This window comes from Micromonospora sp. NPDC049359 (assembly GCF_044466585.1).
In the GTDB taxonomy this organism is placed as follows: domain Bacteria; phylum Actinomycetota; class Actinomycetes; order Mycobacteriales; family Micromonosporaceae; genus Micromonospora.
Window position 1 is genome coordinate 1 of record NZ_JBITMW010000004.1, and the last position, 14351, is coordinate 14351.

Consider the following 14351-nt stretch of genomic DNA (forward strand, 5'->3'; position numbering starts at 1 on the left):
CGCCCGGTCCGGGGGAGGCCCCGGGGGCTAGGTTCGGCGGGCCCCCCCGCCCCCCCCCGGGGGGCCGCCGGGGGGGGGGGGGGGGGGGGCCGCCGCGGGGGGGGGGGGGCGGCCCCCCCCCCCCACGACCATCAGATCTTGGCGACCTGGTTGAAGTTGAGCTCCACCGGGGTCTCCCGGCCGAAGATCGACACCAGCACCTTGAGCTTCTGCTGGTCGGCGTTGATCTCACTGATCGTGGCCGGCAGCGAGGCGAACGCGCCGTCGGTGACGGTAACGGAGTCGCCGACCTCGAAGTCGAGGACCTTGATCTCCGGCTTCGCCTTCTTCTGCTCGGTCTCGACGGCCGGCGCCAGCCACTTCAGCACCTCGTCGAGCGACAGCGGCGCGGGCCGGTCGGCCCGGTCGGTCGCACCGACGAAGCCGGTCACACCCGGGGTGTTGCGGACACACGAGTAGGACTCGGCGGTCAGCTCCATCCGGACCAGGATGTAGCCGGGGAAGACCTTGGCCTGGACCTGCGAACGCTTACCGTTCTTGACCTCGACCTCTTCCCGGGTCGGCACCTCGACCTGGTAGATGAAGTCCTCCATGTCGAGGCTCGTGATCCGGGTCTCGAGGTTGGTCTTCACCTTGTTCTCGTAACCGGCGTACGAGTGCACCACGTACCAGTCGCCCGGCGCGTAACGCAGCTTCTGCCGCAGCTCGGCGACCGGGTCGTAGTCCTCGTCCGGCGCGGGCTCGGTGGTGGGGAACTCCGGCTCGCTGGCGGCCTCAACCGACTCGTCACCAGCCGCCGTCGCGACCGTGGACTGCTCGTCCACTTCTCCGGCGGTCTCGTCGTACTCAGGCACGCTCGCTCACTTCCGTCACTATCGGCTGGAGACAGCCGGTCAGTCCGAGTTGCCGAAGACGAACAACACGGCCTTGGCGAAGCCGTAGTCCAGCACGCCCACGATCGTCAGCATCACCGCGACGAACGTGACCACCACGGCGGTGTACGTCAGCAACTCCTTGCGGGTCGGCCAGATGACCTTACGCAGTTCGGCTACGACCTCGCGGAAGAACCGGGCGATGCGGCCGAACACGCCCACCCGACCGGTTTCCGACCTCGTGGTCGGCCGGCTGTCGGCCGATTCCGCCCGGGCGCGGGCCCGCGTCGCGGTGCCGCCCCGGGAGACCGGCTCGTCCGCGCCGGTGGCGTCGTCGTCGGCTACGTCGTCGACGATCTCATCGTCGAGACGATCGTCGCCGGCGTCCTCGCCGCGCCGCTTGTTGTCGGCCACTTCGCCCTCCGTCGCGGAATCTCGGGTCGCACGCCGGGCGGCGTACGCGGCGCTGGTCACGCCGGCCGAACCCAACCGTCCCGCGACGGGCCGCGGCCGGTGGTCCGACCGGGAGCCCCGATTGCCTCGGAACCACCCCGCCGATGCCACCACCACGGGCCGGACGCCGCCTTGTCGGCGGCGCGACCCACGGGAACGGTCAGGCCTGAGGCGCAGGGGTGACAGGACTTGAACCTGCAGCCTGCGGTTTTGGAGACCGCTGCTCTGCCAATTGAGCTACACCCCTGTGCGGCAACACTCGCCCCACGCGGTCACAGACGACCGTGCAGGGGTCACTTGCCCCACGGCGGACCAGTGTACGGGTAGGTGCCCGACTTTCCCAACCGGTCTCCCCGCCACGCGTGGCGAAGCCGATCCAGCGTGCCGCGCGGCCGCCGGTTCAGCGGGCCGGGCCGCCGTGATTTCGCGTGCGTCCGGCCTCGGTTCAGCGCGCTGTGCGGATGAGCGCGCGCGCCTGCGACAGCACTTTGTCGCCCAGGCAGGTCGCGGTCACGTCCAGCCGGGTGAGGCCGTCCTCGGTCACCTCGCGGACCCGCGCGGTCACCTCGATCTCGGTCCCCTGGTCGTCGTCGGGGACCACCACCGGCCGGGTGAACCGGACGCCGTACTCGACCACCGCGTCGGGCGCGCCGGCCCACTCGGTGACCGCCCGACCGACCAGCGCCATCGTGAACATGCCGTGCGCGATGACCCCGGGCAGTCCCACCTTCGTGGCGACCCGGTCGCTCCAGTGGATCGGGTTGAAGTCGCCCGAGGCGCCGGCGTAGCGGATCAGGTCCGCCCGGGTCACCCGGAACGTCTTGGTTGGCAGTTCCATCTCAGGCCTCTCCACGGATGACGTACCGGGCCCAGACGGCGACCACCTGCTCCCCGGCGACGGTGCTCACGTCCGTGCGGGTGGTGAGCAGGCCGTGCCCGCCCCGGTTGCTGACCTCTTCGATGGTGTTGACGCAGACCAGCTCGTCGCCCGCGACCACCGGCCGGTTGTACGCGAACCGCTGGTCGCCGTGGACCAGCCGGCTGTAGTCGACGCCCAGGTCCGGGTCCTCGATGATCTGACGGGTCGCGGCCATGGTGACGATCACCGGGAAGGTCGGCGGGGCGACCACGTCCGGGTGGCCCAGGGCCTGCGCCGCGGCCGGGTCGTGGTGAGCCGCGTCCGTGGCGCCGATGGCCGTGGCGAACTCACGGATCTTTTCTCGGCCCACCTGGTAGGGGGCGGTCGGCGGGTACGTGCGGCCGACGAAGGAAGGGTCCAGGGACATGCCGCGAACCTACACGGAAAGCACAACCGCCGATCTGGTCGGCAGGCTGCGGCGATGCCGCGCCCGACCGGTCAGATCGGCGGTTGGAAAGGCTTCGACGACGGCCGGCGGTGCCGGCCGGCGGTCAGCGGGTCTCGCGGTGAACCGTGTGCCGGCCGTCGCGCGGGCAGAACTTCTTCATCTCGATGCGGTCGGGGTCGTTCCGGCGATTCTTGCGCGTGATGTAGTTGCGCTCCTTGCACTCCACACACGCCAAAGTGATCTTCGGCCGGACATCGGTAGCCTTCGCCACGGCGGAGTGCCTTCCTCGCTAACGGAAACAACTACGACGCGTCAGCCTAGACGCTGACTGCGCGGACATGCAAAGTGGGCGCCAGTGGCGCCCATCTCAACGACCACCGGGAACCAGCCCGGAAGACGAGAGTAGCGGTGGCCGGACTTGAACCGGCGACACAGCGATTATGAGCCGCTTGCTCTGCCATCTGAGCTACACCGCCGCGGTGGGTCCAGCTGAACCCTCGAGCCCCCTTACGGAATCGAACCGTAGACCTTCTCCTTACCATGGAGACGCTCTGCCGACTGAGCTAAGGGGGCCTGCGCGATCTCCCCGTGGGGCGCGCAGAAGTAGAATACACGGCAGGGGTCGGCAGGTGAAATCGGATCCCCGGCGGCCGGATCTGCGCAGCTCAGGGCACCACACGCAGGCGTGGAAGCTCTCCGCCGGAGATCGTCTCCGGGTCCACCTGAGCGCCGAACCAGGCGGCCAGTCGCTCGTACGGCAGCGGCCGACTGAACAGGAAGCCCTGACCGATCTCGCACCCGATGTCCTGAAGAAGCTCCAGGGTCAGTTCGCTCTCCACACCCTCGGCGACCACGGCCAGACCGAACTGCTGGGAGAGCGTCACCACCGCGTTGACGATCGCCAGGTCCCCCGGGTCGGTGGCCATGCCCTGCACGAAGGAGCGGTCCACCTTCACCTCGTGCACCGGCAACCGGCGCAGGTGGGCCAGCGAGGAGTCGCCGGTGCCGAAGTCGTCCACCGACAGCCGGACGCCGAGGTCGCGGAGCCGACGCAGCGTCGGGATGGGCCGGTCCGTGCCGTCCAGCACCCCCGACTCGGTGATCTCCAGGGTGAGGCGTTGGGCCGGGACCCGGTACTCGGTCAGCAGCTCCTGCACCCGGTCCGGGAAGTGCTGGTCGGTGAGCGTGCGGGCGGCGAGGTTCACGGCGATGGGCAGCGGCTGGTCCGCCTCGGCCCAGTCCCGGCTGCGCCGCAGCCCTTCGCGGAGCACCACCTCGGTGAGCCGACTCAACTGGCCGGTGTGCGCGGCCACCGCCACGAAGTCCTCGGGAGCGACGGTGCCGTGCGTCGGATGCTCCCAGCGGGCCAGACACTCGACACCGACCAGACGCCGGTCCCGCAAGGTCACCTTCGGCTGGAAGTAGACCTCCAGCTCGCCCTGGTCCAACGCCTGGCGCAGGTCACCGGCGAGACCCAGCCGGCGCAACGACCGGGACTCCAGGCCCGGGTTGAACAACTGCACGCTGCCCGGCACCGACTTGGCGGCGTTCGCCGCCAGGTCGACCCGGAGCAGCAGGGTCGCGGCATCGCTGCCATGTTCCGGGTGTACGGCCACACCCACGGCGGTGTTCACGTCGAGGGTGAGCGCGTCGAAGACCATCTCGTCACGGATCTGGTCGCGCAGCTGTTCGGCCAGTTCGAGTGCCGCCTCGGCGCTCTCCAACCGAAGGGTCACCAGGAACTCGTCGCCGCCCGCACGACCGACCAGAGCCGACGACGGAGCGCTCGCCCGCAGTCGGTTGGCGACCTCGACGAGCACCTTGTCCCCCGCAGCGTGGCCGAGGGACTCGTTGACCTGCTGCAACCCGTCGACGTCGAACAGCAGCAACGCCACCACCTCGTCGGGCGCGCCGATCTTGACTGACTCGTCCAGGGCGGCGGTGATGCGCCGCCGGTTGGGCAGCCGCGTCAGGGTGTCGTGGTACGCGTCGTGCCGCAGGCGGTCGACAAGACGCGAATTCTCGAGCGCCACTGCGGCATGCGCGGCCACCGTCTCGAAAACCGCGATATCCGCAGAACTGAAGTTGTTGCCGTCGCCGAGCCGGTTGGCAACCTCAAGGGTCCCGATGACGACCTCACCCGACCGCAGCGGCACCACCACCGCGTCCTTGATCCGCCGCTCGGCCAGCTCCGCGCGGAACTCTCCGTCGGTCGTCACCCCACGGCCCACCGCAACGGTACGTCCGGTCTCCTGGACCCGTTCGCGGATCATCGCCGGCGTGAGCGCCAGGTCGAGCAGGCCCGGGTCGTCCACCCGCGCGGTCAACAGGGTCTCGGGGTGCCTTCCCTGGGCGGGCAGCCACAGCGTCGCGTACTCCACCTGCATCAGCGCGCGGACCCGGCCGAGCAGCGCGTCGGCGAGCGTGCCGCTGTGCCCGCTGCCGACCACGGCGCGGGTCAGGTCGTACAGGTCGGTCAGGGTGCGGTGCTGGCGGAAGAACTGGGCGTAGGCCCGGTAGACCAGAGCAAGGCCGGCACCGAGGGCTGCCAGTAGGAGCAGCGACCACCACGTGCTACGGACCAGAATCAGCACGATCAGGCCGACCGACACGTTGATCGCCGCGGTGAGCACCGCCGGCGTGGCGGTACGCAACGTCCCGCGCCCGGTCTGCCAACCGTGCAGCAACGTGTGTACCGCCGCCACGCTGGCGTAGCTGATCAGGATCACCATGCTCACGGCGGCGAAGATGCTGCCCCAGGTGCTCGGACCGACGCCCTCCATGGGAGGGAACGCCTGGAGGACCAGGACAGCCAGCGACGTTCCCGCGGCGGCGCGCGCCACGTTGAACCACACCTTCGGCGCCGAGAACCGCTGCCTGGTGTGGGTGATCAGGGAGCTCAACGTGTAGATGACCACCACCGTCAGCGGTGGCAGAAAGTACAGCGCGAGAACCATCGGCAGCTCGGTGAGCGTGACACCGATCGTCTGCCGCCGCACCACCAGACTGAGCAGCGGCAACCCCGCCACGATCATGATGACGAGAAGGAGCATTGCCTCGGGCCAGTCGCCGAAGGGCTCCTTCGCGATCAACCCGGTGGCGGTGGCACAGACGACCGCGATCAGCGCGAGGGGCGCGGTGATGATCCACGCGTCCTCGGATGACCGTCGCCGGGGTTGACCATGACCGCTCATGGCGCTCCTTCGGATTGACGCCGAGCGGTCACGATACCGTCACTACGTCGATGGTGCCTTCCACCCGAACGGGCAAACAGGATGATCACCCCGAGGCAACCGCCTCACTGCCAGACGATGTCAGCTGCCTGCGCCGTCGGCACGGGCTTGTCGGCGGTGGACACGGTCTGCCAAACGATGTCGCCAGCCTGAGCGCCGCCCCCTGAGCTGCTGCCGAGATCAACACTGGCGATGCCGCTCACGAGTGCGGCGAGGGTGAGAAGTGAGCCAAGCAGCCGGCCCAACCTAAGACCAGACATGATTGCTCCTGTCGGAAAATGTCGTGGGGGTGGTGGAGGTTCCACGATCGTGCCACAGTGCGGGCAGCCAGAGAAGTGGTGGACAGCCCGATGGGCCCCACCGTCTGTAACTTCCCGCCGTTCGGCCCACCGCCCCCACCGCACCGGAGCAGATCACGGCCGTGCAGGGCAGGTCAGCGCTTCACACAGCGTCGAATACGACCTTCACCACAAATTCGGCGCTGTCGCGTCAGAGCACCAGATCCGACATCTTGGTCACTGTGAGTGACGCCTCCAGGAGATGCGTTCGCGTCGTGCGTTCGGCGTCCAGCCATCGACCACCATACCGGGTCTTCGCCAATAGGCCAGCCCCCGAGTCGGATTCCATCCTGGTGACCCGACGCACGTCCGAGCGCCTCAAGCGACGCGTTTCCGCAGCTCAAGCCGGCCAGGAAGCAACAACCAGGGGTCCTGCACGTCCGAGAGAAAGGACGTGGGGAGTCGCGGGCTCCGCGGGTTCAGGCCGCATCCCACTTGTCGCTCGCGCAACCGACCTCGAAGCTCCACCAACCCTCCGCCGCGCCGCGTCGCAGGGTCGCCTTGATGGCCGGGAAATCCGCGGCCGCCGGCGGCCCTCCCGCGGCACGAACCTGAACCAGACCTTGATGAGGTGGTCTCCGGCAGGTGGGTCACGGTCCGGTGCTGGCGAGGACACGCCCGCATCATTCTCTGGAAGGGTGGCGCTCCCACCACACACCACCGCCGGACGAACTCGGTCGGCGAACCACCGGGCACCTCCGCCCGACGAGCCGGTATCTCGAAAGGCGACGCCAGGCTTGGCAGCGTCTCCGATCAGTCGTCCTTCGGCATCGGCCACACATCCCGGGAGTCGTTCAGGGCCCCTCCCGGAGGTGGCTCGACCGTCAGGGACTTCAGAGCACGCGGCAGAGAGGTAACCCCACGCCTCAACGCCCGCCACAGCAGCGCCGCCACGTACACCAGGGCGAAGAGCGCAGCGGCGACCAGCGCCAACAGCAGCACGAGGCCGACCATTCCTGTCATCACTCGAACATTCTGACCAGCCGAGCGCCACGACGGGCACCGTGGCTGATCTTGTCGTTCCTGGTGTCGCCTCCTCGTCGACGCAGTTGGCGTAGACGCGGAGCAGAACGGCGACGCCGTGGCTCAGACGCCGGCGACCTCGGTCGGCGGAGCGCCGGCATGCAGCCAGAGCGACGCCATCGCGAGGCGCAGGTCGTAAAGACGGCGGACGGGCGGCGGGGCTACCTGCGATTCGGTCAGCGCCTTCTCTCGGGCGAGCTTCCTCCACCGGTCGTAGACCGACTCGGAGGGCGGCCCGCCGTGCAGGCCCCCGGAAGAAGCGCGCATCCGGGCCGACCCTGTCGTTGTCGACATGGCTGGACTCAGCCGGACTCGGCTAGATCAACGACAACGGCCCCTGATCAGCATCTCTGCTGGTCAGGGGCCGTGTCTGCACCTGGTGGCGGGTAGAGGATTCGAACCTCTGTAGCTTTCGCGACGGATTTACAGGGCCCCGTGATCTTGACCGCCTCCGTGCCCATGAGCTGCTAAATCTCGACTCTGATCGGAGACGAAGTGAGCTCCCGCCCACCATCCGCCCACCCGTGGTAGCACTCGCCTACCCCCAACCGGGCTCGACTCCGGCTCGTGTCGCGTCGCATCCGCAGGAATTCCATAGCCTGCCTTGATACGCTTTGAATAATATGATCCACTTGCGACGATAGCAGGTTATTCGCGGCAAGATCTGGACCAGCTATGTTTGCTCGTGGTTCCATACACCACATGGCAGAAAGATCGCTCACTTCCACCGCCGCGCCGGAGTTACTGCTGATCTCACACCTAACCCAAGATTCACTATCTACGGTCCAGGAATACTTCTTCGCTGTAGGTGAAATTTGGAAATGGGAGTTCCGAGAAGGCTTATTGGAGTTGCCCTCCAGTCAGAAGGGTCCGCAGTCGTCAAGCTTGAGGGGCCGGCCAGAACTCCTGGTTCGTTCAATTAGCCTCAATAGCCCACTGGAGGTAGCACTCACTACGGCAGCGACCAACTATGCGCCTCTCGCCTACGGCATGGCAGGCCTAGCCATGCTGGAGCGCGTGGTCCGGCTCATCATGGAGTGGCAGAGCCACCGGCACGACCTGGCCCTCTCCGCCCGCTCCATGACTAGCCAAGAGGCCGATGAAGTTTTGCGGAACGCCGCCAATCTTGATGCAGGCGATCCTGCAGAAGCAATGACGCCCCTGCAACCCGAGCCTCGTAAATCTGTAATCAGAATCTCGCAGCATCAAGTCTTGCGAGTGGAGCATCGAACAGAAGTCGAGTAACGGCCATTGAATTATTGGCGAGGCAGGAAGTGGAAGCTCATATTCGAAGCGCTCATTCGAGCGCATGGCCGATCTTATCGTTCATGGTGTCGTCGCCGCCGTCGATGCAGTTGGCGTAGACGCGGAGCAGGACGGCGACGCCGTGAACCAGGCGCCGGGCTACCTCGGTCGGCGGGACGCCGGCATTCAGCCAGAGCGAGGCCGCCGCGTGCCGCAGGTCGTAGGGACGCCGGACGAGCGGCGAGGCCACCTGCGATTCGGTCAGCGCCTTCTCGCGGGCGAGCTTCCACCACCGGTCGTAGACCGACTCGGAGAGCGGCCCACCGTGCAGGCCCCGGAAGAACCGACCGTCCGGGCCAACCCCGTGATTCTCGACGTGCGCGCACAGCAGCTCGACGAGCCGAGGCGGGATCGGGACCGTCCGAGTCTCCGCCCTCCCCCGGTGCTTGAGTCCGCGCCGCTCGTGGGAGCCGCCGTCATCGTTCAGTGCGAGCCGGCCCGCGGGGAGGTGCCGGCGAGCACCAGGCGGCCCCAGCGGTATTCGATCTTCTCGTGGTCGCAGGACCGGGAAGGCTTGACCGCCGCCAGGTCGTCGAAGTCGGCCCCGCAGTCGGCGCACCGGGCCGGCAAGGTCACAGTCTTCCCGTCGTAGGTCCGCGGCTTCCGATGGACGCATCCCCGCGTAGTAGAGGCAGCCGAAGAAGGCGGTGACCTTGTCGGCGCGTTTGCCGAGAGATTTCACCGCCTCCAGCAGCGTGGCGACCTGGGCCGGGTTCGCCACCACCCGCCGGTCGATGGACTGCGCGACCTCGGGGGCGGTCCACTGGACCCGGTCGACCGGGTTGGAGGCGATCAGCTCCAGCTCGACGGCGTACCCAAGGACGTTGTAGAAGGTGGCCCGCTTCCGCTGGACGGTGGAGGCAGCCGCGGGCTTGCCGTCGAGGCGTACGCACAGGCTGTCCAGGACTCGGCGGACCATGGCGGGCGAGTCCAGCTCGACGACCGGGAGCGACGCGGTTTCCAGCCAGGCCAGCGCCGCCGCGTGGTCGGCCGGGATCTCGTCGGACCAGCGGCGCGGGTTGAGGCCGTAGAGGTACAGCGCCTCGCGGAGCAGAGCGTCAGTCGGTCGACCCCGCTTGGTCGGGCGGGTCAGGGTCACCGTGATCGAGGTCAGCGCTTCGACGATCGAGCGCCGGGTCTTGGCCGCCGCCCGGGGCCACTTCATCTCGACGTACGCGCGGCTGTGCGCGTACCAGGTAGTGGGGTTCTTGGTTCTGGCCTCGGGGACCGGGCGGCCGGTGGCCGGGTCGAAGGGCTCCCCCGCGTTGGCCGCCTGGACCAGCTCGGCGCGGAACGAGTGCGCCAGGGCTTTGGTACGGAACATGTCCTCGAAGCGTTGGCCGCTCACCGCCCAGCGGACCCGCCAGGGCCGAGCCTTCCGGTCGGCGCTTGGCGATCTCCCAGATCTGGACCTCGTAGCTCTTCACGCGGCGTCCTGCTCCAGGTCACCGAGCCACCGACCGAGCGCCGAGCGGCCGACCCGAAGCTGCCCGTTCGGCGACCCGCGAAGACAAGTGCCCGCCGTGCGCCAAGATGAACCGCCGGCTACGGCAACCCCGGCCGAGGAGCAGCCGGGGTCGGGGCGGATTCGAGACCGGGCAGGGTGGGAGCCGTCATCGGCCCACCCCCACAGCGAGGCGAATGCGGTGGTCCCGGGCGCAGGTCCGCCGGTACTGTCCCGGGCTCACCAAGAATCCGAACGGCGAGGTCGAGATGAACAGCGATGACGGTACGACGGTGCTGTGGCGCCCAACCGGGCCGGAAGAGCTGGATCTCGTCCGCGAGTCCGGATGGCAGGCATGGCCACCGCGCCTGCCGGATCAGCCGATCTTCTACCCGGTCCTGAACGAGGACTACGCGGTAATGATCGCCCGGGACTGGAACGTGCCCGCGTCCGGCGTCGGCTACGTGACCCGCTTCCGGGTCGAGTCGGAGTTCCTGAGTCGGTACCCGATCCGCCAGGCCGGCGGAAAGACCATTCTGGAGCTGTGGGTGCCGGCCGAGGATCTGGACGAGTTCAACGCTCACATCGTCGGACTGATCGAGGTCGTGCACGAGTTCCGGTAGCCGCCACCCGGCGGCGAGGGTGGCCGTCATCGGATGATCCCGACGACTTGGGGCCGATTGGGCTGGACGACAGCGGCTGGAGGCAGCACCGCAACTGATGCCGGCGGCATCACCGGAGCTTGCGGCGCGGGTTCGAGCGGCTGCGGCTCGTCGTATCAATCGCCCTGCGGCTGATCGGGCTCGGTTGCCGGCGGGGTGGTGGGTGCGCTGGACAGGACGACCTTGACCAGGGCGAGGAAGGCGAGCGACGGCACGGCCGCGACGATCCAGCCCCAGAGGGAGGGCTCGGCTTCGGCGACCTGGGCGGCGAGGGAGAGCAGCGCGAACGCGATCAGGAGTACGCCGACCAGGCCGACGGGTCGGCTGTCTTGGCGGCGGGCGCGGATCTCCAGGCCGAGGTAGATAGCCATCAGCTCGACGGCTACGGGCGTTGGCCCAGCCGATCCAGTCAGGTTGGCCGTGAGCGACGGTCAGGCCATGGACATGGGTGAAGGCCGCAGCACCAGCCATGATCCCGATGGCGAGCAGGATCAGCACCCAACAGGTTCATGCGTCGGTCCGACTCGAACCCGGTCCGCGAGGGGCGCCGGTAACGGCCGCGCGACGCTAAGTTGTGTGATCTGTCGCGTGTGGAGTGAGGTTGAACGTGAGCGATCGTGAGAAGCCGTCCCAGGACCGCCTTCGTCAGCATCTCGGCAGAGGGGAATGGGCCGGGATCGGAGCTGTCGTTGGGCTTCTTAGCGCTCTTGTCGCCCTGCTTGCATGGCTGTTCCCCGTGAAGGATGACCCGAGAGCCTCATCGCTTCCCAATCCATCCGCCATGCCAACCAACAGCCTGAGCCCCTCCTCCACTCATAGCACGAATACGGGAACACCCACGTCTTCTGCGACTCTGGGCAGCGGTGATGCATCGCCCACTTCAACGGGGGAGCCGAAACGAGAGGTGGTGCATAGCAGCGGCAGCCCCCGCCTCCAGACCCTTAACGAGTACGGAGATGATGATTTCCAGAATGCCGACTACTGGGATATGGACGATAACGAGATTCGCTACAACGCAGCCGGCACCACGGATCTCGCGCTTAACGAAGGCTCCCTTGGTGGAGTCAACGGAACCATCTTCGCATCACCGCCGAGTCGGCAACCGACATTGCAAGAATGCGCTCAAATCGACAACAACGCATGGTCATCGCTAGCTACGGCATCGCAGCTACGAGCAGGCTCCTCATTCTGCGTACGCAGCAGCGAGGGCCGCCACGGCAAGCTAGTGGTAACGAAGTTGAGCATGTGCGAGAAATTCCTCGAGTCGGAGAAGGACCGCGAGCGCTTCGCGGGAGATATATGCGTTTTAGAGGTCAGTTTCTTGGTTTGGGAGTGATACTGGGCGAGCGTGGGGCGCTCTGGTCGGCACCTTGATCGGCCTGCTCTGGCCTGGCGCATCGATGCGCCGACCGGCTGACACTTGACTAAGCGAGATGTCTCGTCCCGCGTGTGATCCGCCCCCCAACGCTGCTACCGATTCCTTCTGTATTGGATCAAGGCGCCGCGCTCCGCGCGGCGCGGGGGCGGTAACCCGGCCGGCGGCAAGCCGCCCCGGCCGCCTCCGGCGCCGGGGCGGAGAGCCACCGACTGCCGCCGGACCGCCGCCCCGAGTCTGTCGATCCGCCCGACGACACGATCACGGCCAGGCGGTACGGAAGCCGAGCGGGTCGGCCTCGTCGAAGATCAGGGCTTCCGACTGCCGCGCCAGCCCAACCCCGGGACTGGCTTGCCCCCGGTCCCTCTCCCGCCGCCGGCGACACCTCACCGCAGACCCCTCAGCCGATCGCCACATGCACGGACTCCGCCAGGCGAGGACCAGACGCCAGCCGCAGCGTTTAGAGCCCCAGGAGGACCCTCAGCGGGCAAGATCGACCTGCGCACCATCTGCCCACAACCAGTCGTCAACGCCTGGACTCACCCGGACTCGGCCGGACAAACGACAGCGGCCCCCGATCAGCATCTCTGCTGGTCAGGGGCCGTGTCTGCACCTGGTGGCGGGTAGAGGATTCGAACCTCTGTAGCTTTCGCGACGGATTTACAGTCCGCTCCCATTGGCCGCTCGGGCAACCCGCCAGGGCACCCCACCGCGTCGCAACGCGGCGGCGGAAGCAAGGATAGCGGCTCACCCCGGGGCCGGTGCAACCGGGTACGGTCAGGGGGTCGTGCCGCTGGTGGGCGGCCGACTGCACGTCCCAGACCGCCGGACAGCAGGAGCAGAAGCATGCCAGCGAACCCGTCTTTCGACATCGTGAGCAAGGTCGACCGCCAGGAGGTCGACAACGCCCTCCGGCAGGCGGAGAAGGAGCTCGCGACGCGGTTCGACTTCCGCGGTACGGGCGCGGAGATCTCCTGGTCGGGTGAGGAGGCGATCGGCCTTCAGGCGGAGACCGAGGAGCGGGTCCGCGCCGCTCTGGACGTCTTCAAGGAGAAGTTGGTCAAGCGGAACATCTCGTTGAAGTCGTTGGACGCGGGTGAGGCGCGCTCGTCCGGCAAAGTGTTCAAGATCGACTGCAAGGTGATCCAGGGCATCGAGACGGACAAGGCCAAGGCGATCAGCAAGAAGATCCGCGACGAGGGCCCGAAGGGCGTTCAGGCGCAGATCCAGGGCGACCAGCTGCGCGTCACCGGCAAGAAGCGGGACGACCTCCAGGCGGTCATCTCGCTGCTCAAGGGTGAGGACTTCGGCGTCGCCCTTCAGTTCACGAACTACCGGTAAGACCCGATCACGTCTGCCGGTGCCATCGTGGATCACTTGTTGTGACCTCGGTGGACGTCGTCGCCAACGGTCGTCCTTGGTCGCTGCTGTTCAGCGCCCGACGGGCGGGCGGTGGCCTGGCCGCATCCGCTACGGTCGCATCGTGGATCCTCGATCTCGGCGCGCGGACACCGGACGAATACTGGGCACGCTGTCGCTCGTCGTTGGCTTTCTGACCTCGCTACTCACCCTGTCAGCGGGCTACGACGGCCGGGCGCCGCACTTCGTCGCGTTCCTCCTCGTGCTGACCGGCATCGGCCTACGGATCGAGGCGGCGATCACCGACCGAAGGCCGTAGCCCTCGACGTCGGCCGTGACCGACCGAAGGTCGGTGGCGAGGCCGCAACGCCCGTACCCGCGTCGATCCGTCAGCGGTCGACGCGGTACCAGTGGGCGGTCTCACCGGGAATCGGCGTCAGCCGGACGCGGGTGCCGCCCGGGTCGTCGAGGATGGGTACGCCGTCGCCGAGCAGCACCGGCGCGAAGAAGATCAGAATCTCGTCGAGCAGACCGGCCCGCAGGCACTGCTTGGCGACGTCCGCGCCGAGCACGTTGACGTACTTGTCGCCGGCGGCCTCCTTGGCCTGCGCGACGGCAACGTGTAGGTCGTCGGCGAAGGTGACGCCTTCGGGCGGCTCGGTGGGTGGACGGTGGGTCAGGACGATCACCGGCCCGTGGTACCGGCCGCCGAAGGCGCCTTCGCTGTCGGTGCCACGGTTCGGGTCGTCGCCGCCGAAGGTGCGGTTGCCGGCGAGGATCGCGCCGATGTTGGCCAGCAGACGGTCGGCGGTCGGGTTGTCGCCGCTGAGGTGTTCGGTGAGCCAGGACATGTCACCGCCGGGGCCGGCGATGTAGCCGTCGAGTGACGCGGTTGCCGAGTAGAGCAGCTTGGCCATGGTTCCCCTCTCGTCGACGCTCAGTCTGGCGCACCCCACCGACATCGCCGGAAACCGTCGGAG

At 67.8% G+C, this 14351-nt stretch carries 17 protein-coding genes and 4 tRNA genes; 5 read left to right on the forward strand and 16 right to left on the reverse strand.

Translation table 11 applies throughout. The features are described 5' to 3' along the window. Window positions 1-131: 131 nt before the first annotated feature. The 12 genes from nusG to ACIBTX_RS11190 all read right to left on the reverse strand — a co-directional run bounded on the left by nusG (window position 132) and on the right by ACIBTX_RS11190 (window position 7493). Window positions 132-854: a transcription termination/antitermination protein NusG gene (nusG, locus tag ACIBTX_RS11135; protein ID WP_355053308.1), complete on the reverse strand. Its 723-nt coding sequence runs from the start codon at window positions 852-854 to the stop codon at window positions 132-134. Window positions 855-893: 39 nt separating this feature from the next. Further along, window positions 894-1286 (reverse strand): preprotein translocase subunit SecE, encoded by a 393-nt coding sequence (gene secE, locus ACIBTX_RS11140; RefSeq protein WP_357134040.1) that lies wholly within the window; start codon window positions 1284-1286, stop codon window positions 894-896. A 213-nt stretch (window positions 1287-1499) separates the two neighbouring features. After that, window positions 1500-1572, reverse strand: a tRNA-Trp gene (locus tag ACIBTX_RS11145). 198 nt (window positions 1573-1770) lie between these two features. Then, window positions 1771-2163, reverse strand: coding sequence for a MaoC family dehydratase (locus ACIBTX_RS11150; protein WP_357174358.1), 393 nt, complete (start codon window positions 2161-2163; stop codon window positions 1771-1773). A gap of 1 nt (window position 2164) precedes the next feature. Beyond that, the gene (locus tag ACIBTX_RS11155) at window positions 2165-2611 is read right to left on the reverse strand and encodes a MaoC family dehydratase N-terminal domain-containing protein (RefSeq protein ID WP_357134045.1); all 447 of its coding nucleotides are present in this window, start codon (window positions 2609-2611) and stop codon (window positions 2165-2167) included. A gap of 124 nt (window positions 2612-2735) precedes the next feature. Then, window positions 2736-2903 (reverse strand): 50S ribosomal protein L33, encoded by a 168-nt coding sequence (gene rpmG / locus ACIBTX_RS11160; RefSeq protein ID WP_341717669.1) that lies wholly within the window; start codon window positions 2901-2903, stop codon window positions 2736-2738. A 132-nt stretch (window positions 2904-3035) separates the two neighbouring features. Continuing rightward, window positions 3036-3108, reverse strand: a tRNA-Met gene (locus ACIBTX_RS11165). Window positions 3109-3132: 24 nt separating this feature from the next. Then, a tRNA-Thr gene (locus tag ACIBTX_RS11170) sits at window positions 3133-3205 on the reverse strand. 92 nt (window positions 3206-3297) lie between these two features. Further along, window positions 3298-5826 (reverse strand): bifunctional diguanylate cyclase/phosphodiesterase, encoded by a 2529-nt coding sequence (locus ACIBTX_RS11175; RefSeq protein WP_357134049.1) that lies wholly within the window; start codon window positions 5824-5826, stop codon window positions 3298-3300. Window positions 5827-5930: 104 nt separating this feature from the next. Next, complete coding sequence (locus tag ACIBTX_RS11180) at window positions 5931-6068, reverse strand: hypothetical protein (RefSeq protein WP_357134051.1); 138 nt, start codon at window positions 6066-6068, stop codon at window positions 5931-5933. Window positions 6069-6956: 888 nt separating this feature from the next. Further along, window positions 6957-7166, reverse strand: coding sequence for a hypothetical protein (locus tag ACIBTX_RS11185; RefSeq protein ID WP_357134054.1), 210 nt, complete (start codon window positions 7164-7166; stop codon window positions 6957-6959). Window positions 7167-7289: 123 nt separating this feature from the next. Then, window positions 7290-7493, reverse strand: a complete 204-nt coding sequence (locus tag ACIBTX_RS11190; protein WP_357174352.1) for a hypothetical protein — start codon at window positions 7491-7493, stop codon at window positions 7290-7292. 435 nt (window positions 7494-7928) lie between these two features. Between ACIBTX_RS11190 and ACIBTX_RS11195 the strand changes: the two genes are divergently transcribed. After that, window positions 7929-8471: a hypothetical protein gene (locus ACIBTX_RS11195; RefSeq protein ID WP_396832396.1), complete on the forward strand. Its 543-nt coding sequence runs from the start codon at window positions 7929-7931 to the stop codon at window positions 8469-8471. A 52-nt stretch (window positions 8472-8523) separates the two neighbouring features. Here ACIBTX_RS11195 and ACIBTX_RS11200 read toward each other — a convergent pair whose 3' ends face one another. Then, window positions 8524-9855: a tyrosine-type recombinase/integrase gene (locus ACIBTX_RS11200; RefSeq protein WP_396832397.1), complete on the reverse strand. Its 1332-nt coding sequence runs from the start codon at window positions 9853-9855 to the stop codon at window positions 8524-8526. 389 nt (window positions 9856-10244) lie between these two features. Between ACIBTX_RS11200 and ACIBTX_RS11205 the strand changes: the two genes are divergently transcribed. Continuing rightward, window positions 10245-10598 carry a hypothetical protein gene (locus ACIBTX_RS11205; protein WP_357174346.1) on the forward strand — a complete coding sequence of 118 codons (354 nt, stop codon included), beginning with the start codon at window positions 10245-10247 and terminating at the stop codon, window positions 10596-10598. A 155-nt stretch (window positions 10599-10753) separates the two neighbouring features. On the opposite strand, the gene ACIBTX_RS11210 is transcribed toward ACIBTX_RS11205, so the two are convergent. Then, the gene (locus ACIBTX_RS11210; protein WP_357174344.1) at window positions 10754-11008 is read right to left on the reverse strand and encodes a hypothetical protein; all 255 of its coding nucleotides are present in this window, start codon (window positions 11006-11008) and stop codon (window positions 10754-10756) included. Between the two features lie 236 nt (window positions 11009-11244). On the opposite strand from ACIBTX_RS11210, the gene ACIBTX_RS11215 reads away from it, so the two are divergent. Continuing rightward, window positions 11245-11973 (forward strand): hypothetical protein, encoded by a 729-nt coding sequence (locus ACIBTX_RS11215; protein ID WP_357174341.1) that lies wholly within the window; start codon window positions 11245-11247, stop codon window positions 11971-11973. A gap of 653 nt (window positions 11974-12626) precedes the next feature. On the opposite strand, the gene ACIBTX_RS11220 is transcribed toward ACIBTX_RS11215, so the two are convergent. Continuing rightward, window positions 12627-12710: transfer RNA gene (locus ACIBTX_RS11220), tRNA-Tyr, on the reverse strand. 148 nt (window positions 12711-12858) lie between these two features. On the opposite strand from ACIBTX_RS11220, the gene ACIBTX_RS11225 reads away from it, so the two are divergent. Continuing rightward, window positions 12859-13353: a YajQ family cyclic di-GMP-binding protein gene (locus ACIBTX_RS11225; RefSeq protein WP_396832398.1), complete on the forward strand. Its 495-nt coding sequence runs from the start codon at window positions 12859-12861 to the stop codon at window positions 13351-13353. A 142-nt stretch (window positions 13354-13495) separates the two neighbouring features. Beyond that, window positions 13496-13690 (forward strand): hypothetical protein, encoded by a 195-nt coding sequence (locus ACIBTX_RS11230; RefSeq protein WP_396832399.1) that lies wholly within the window; start codon window positions 13496-13498, stop codon window positions 13688-13690. Between the two features lie 70 nt (window positions 13691-13760). Here ACIBTX_RS11230 and ACIBTX_RS11235 read toward each other — a convergent pair whose 3' ends face one another. Next, window positions 13761-14288, reverse strand: coding sequence for a dihydrofolate reductase family protein (locus ACIBTX_RS11235; protein WP_396832400.1), 528 nt, complete (start codon window positions 14286-14288; stop codon window positions 13761-13763). Window positions 14289-14351: the final 63 nt, after the last annotated feature.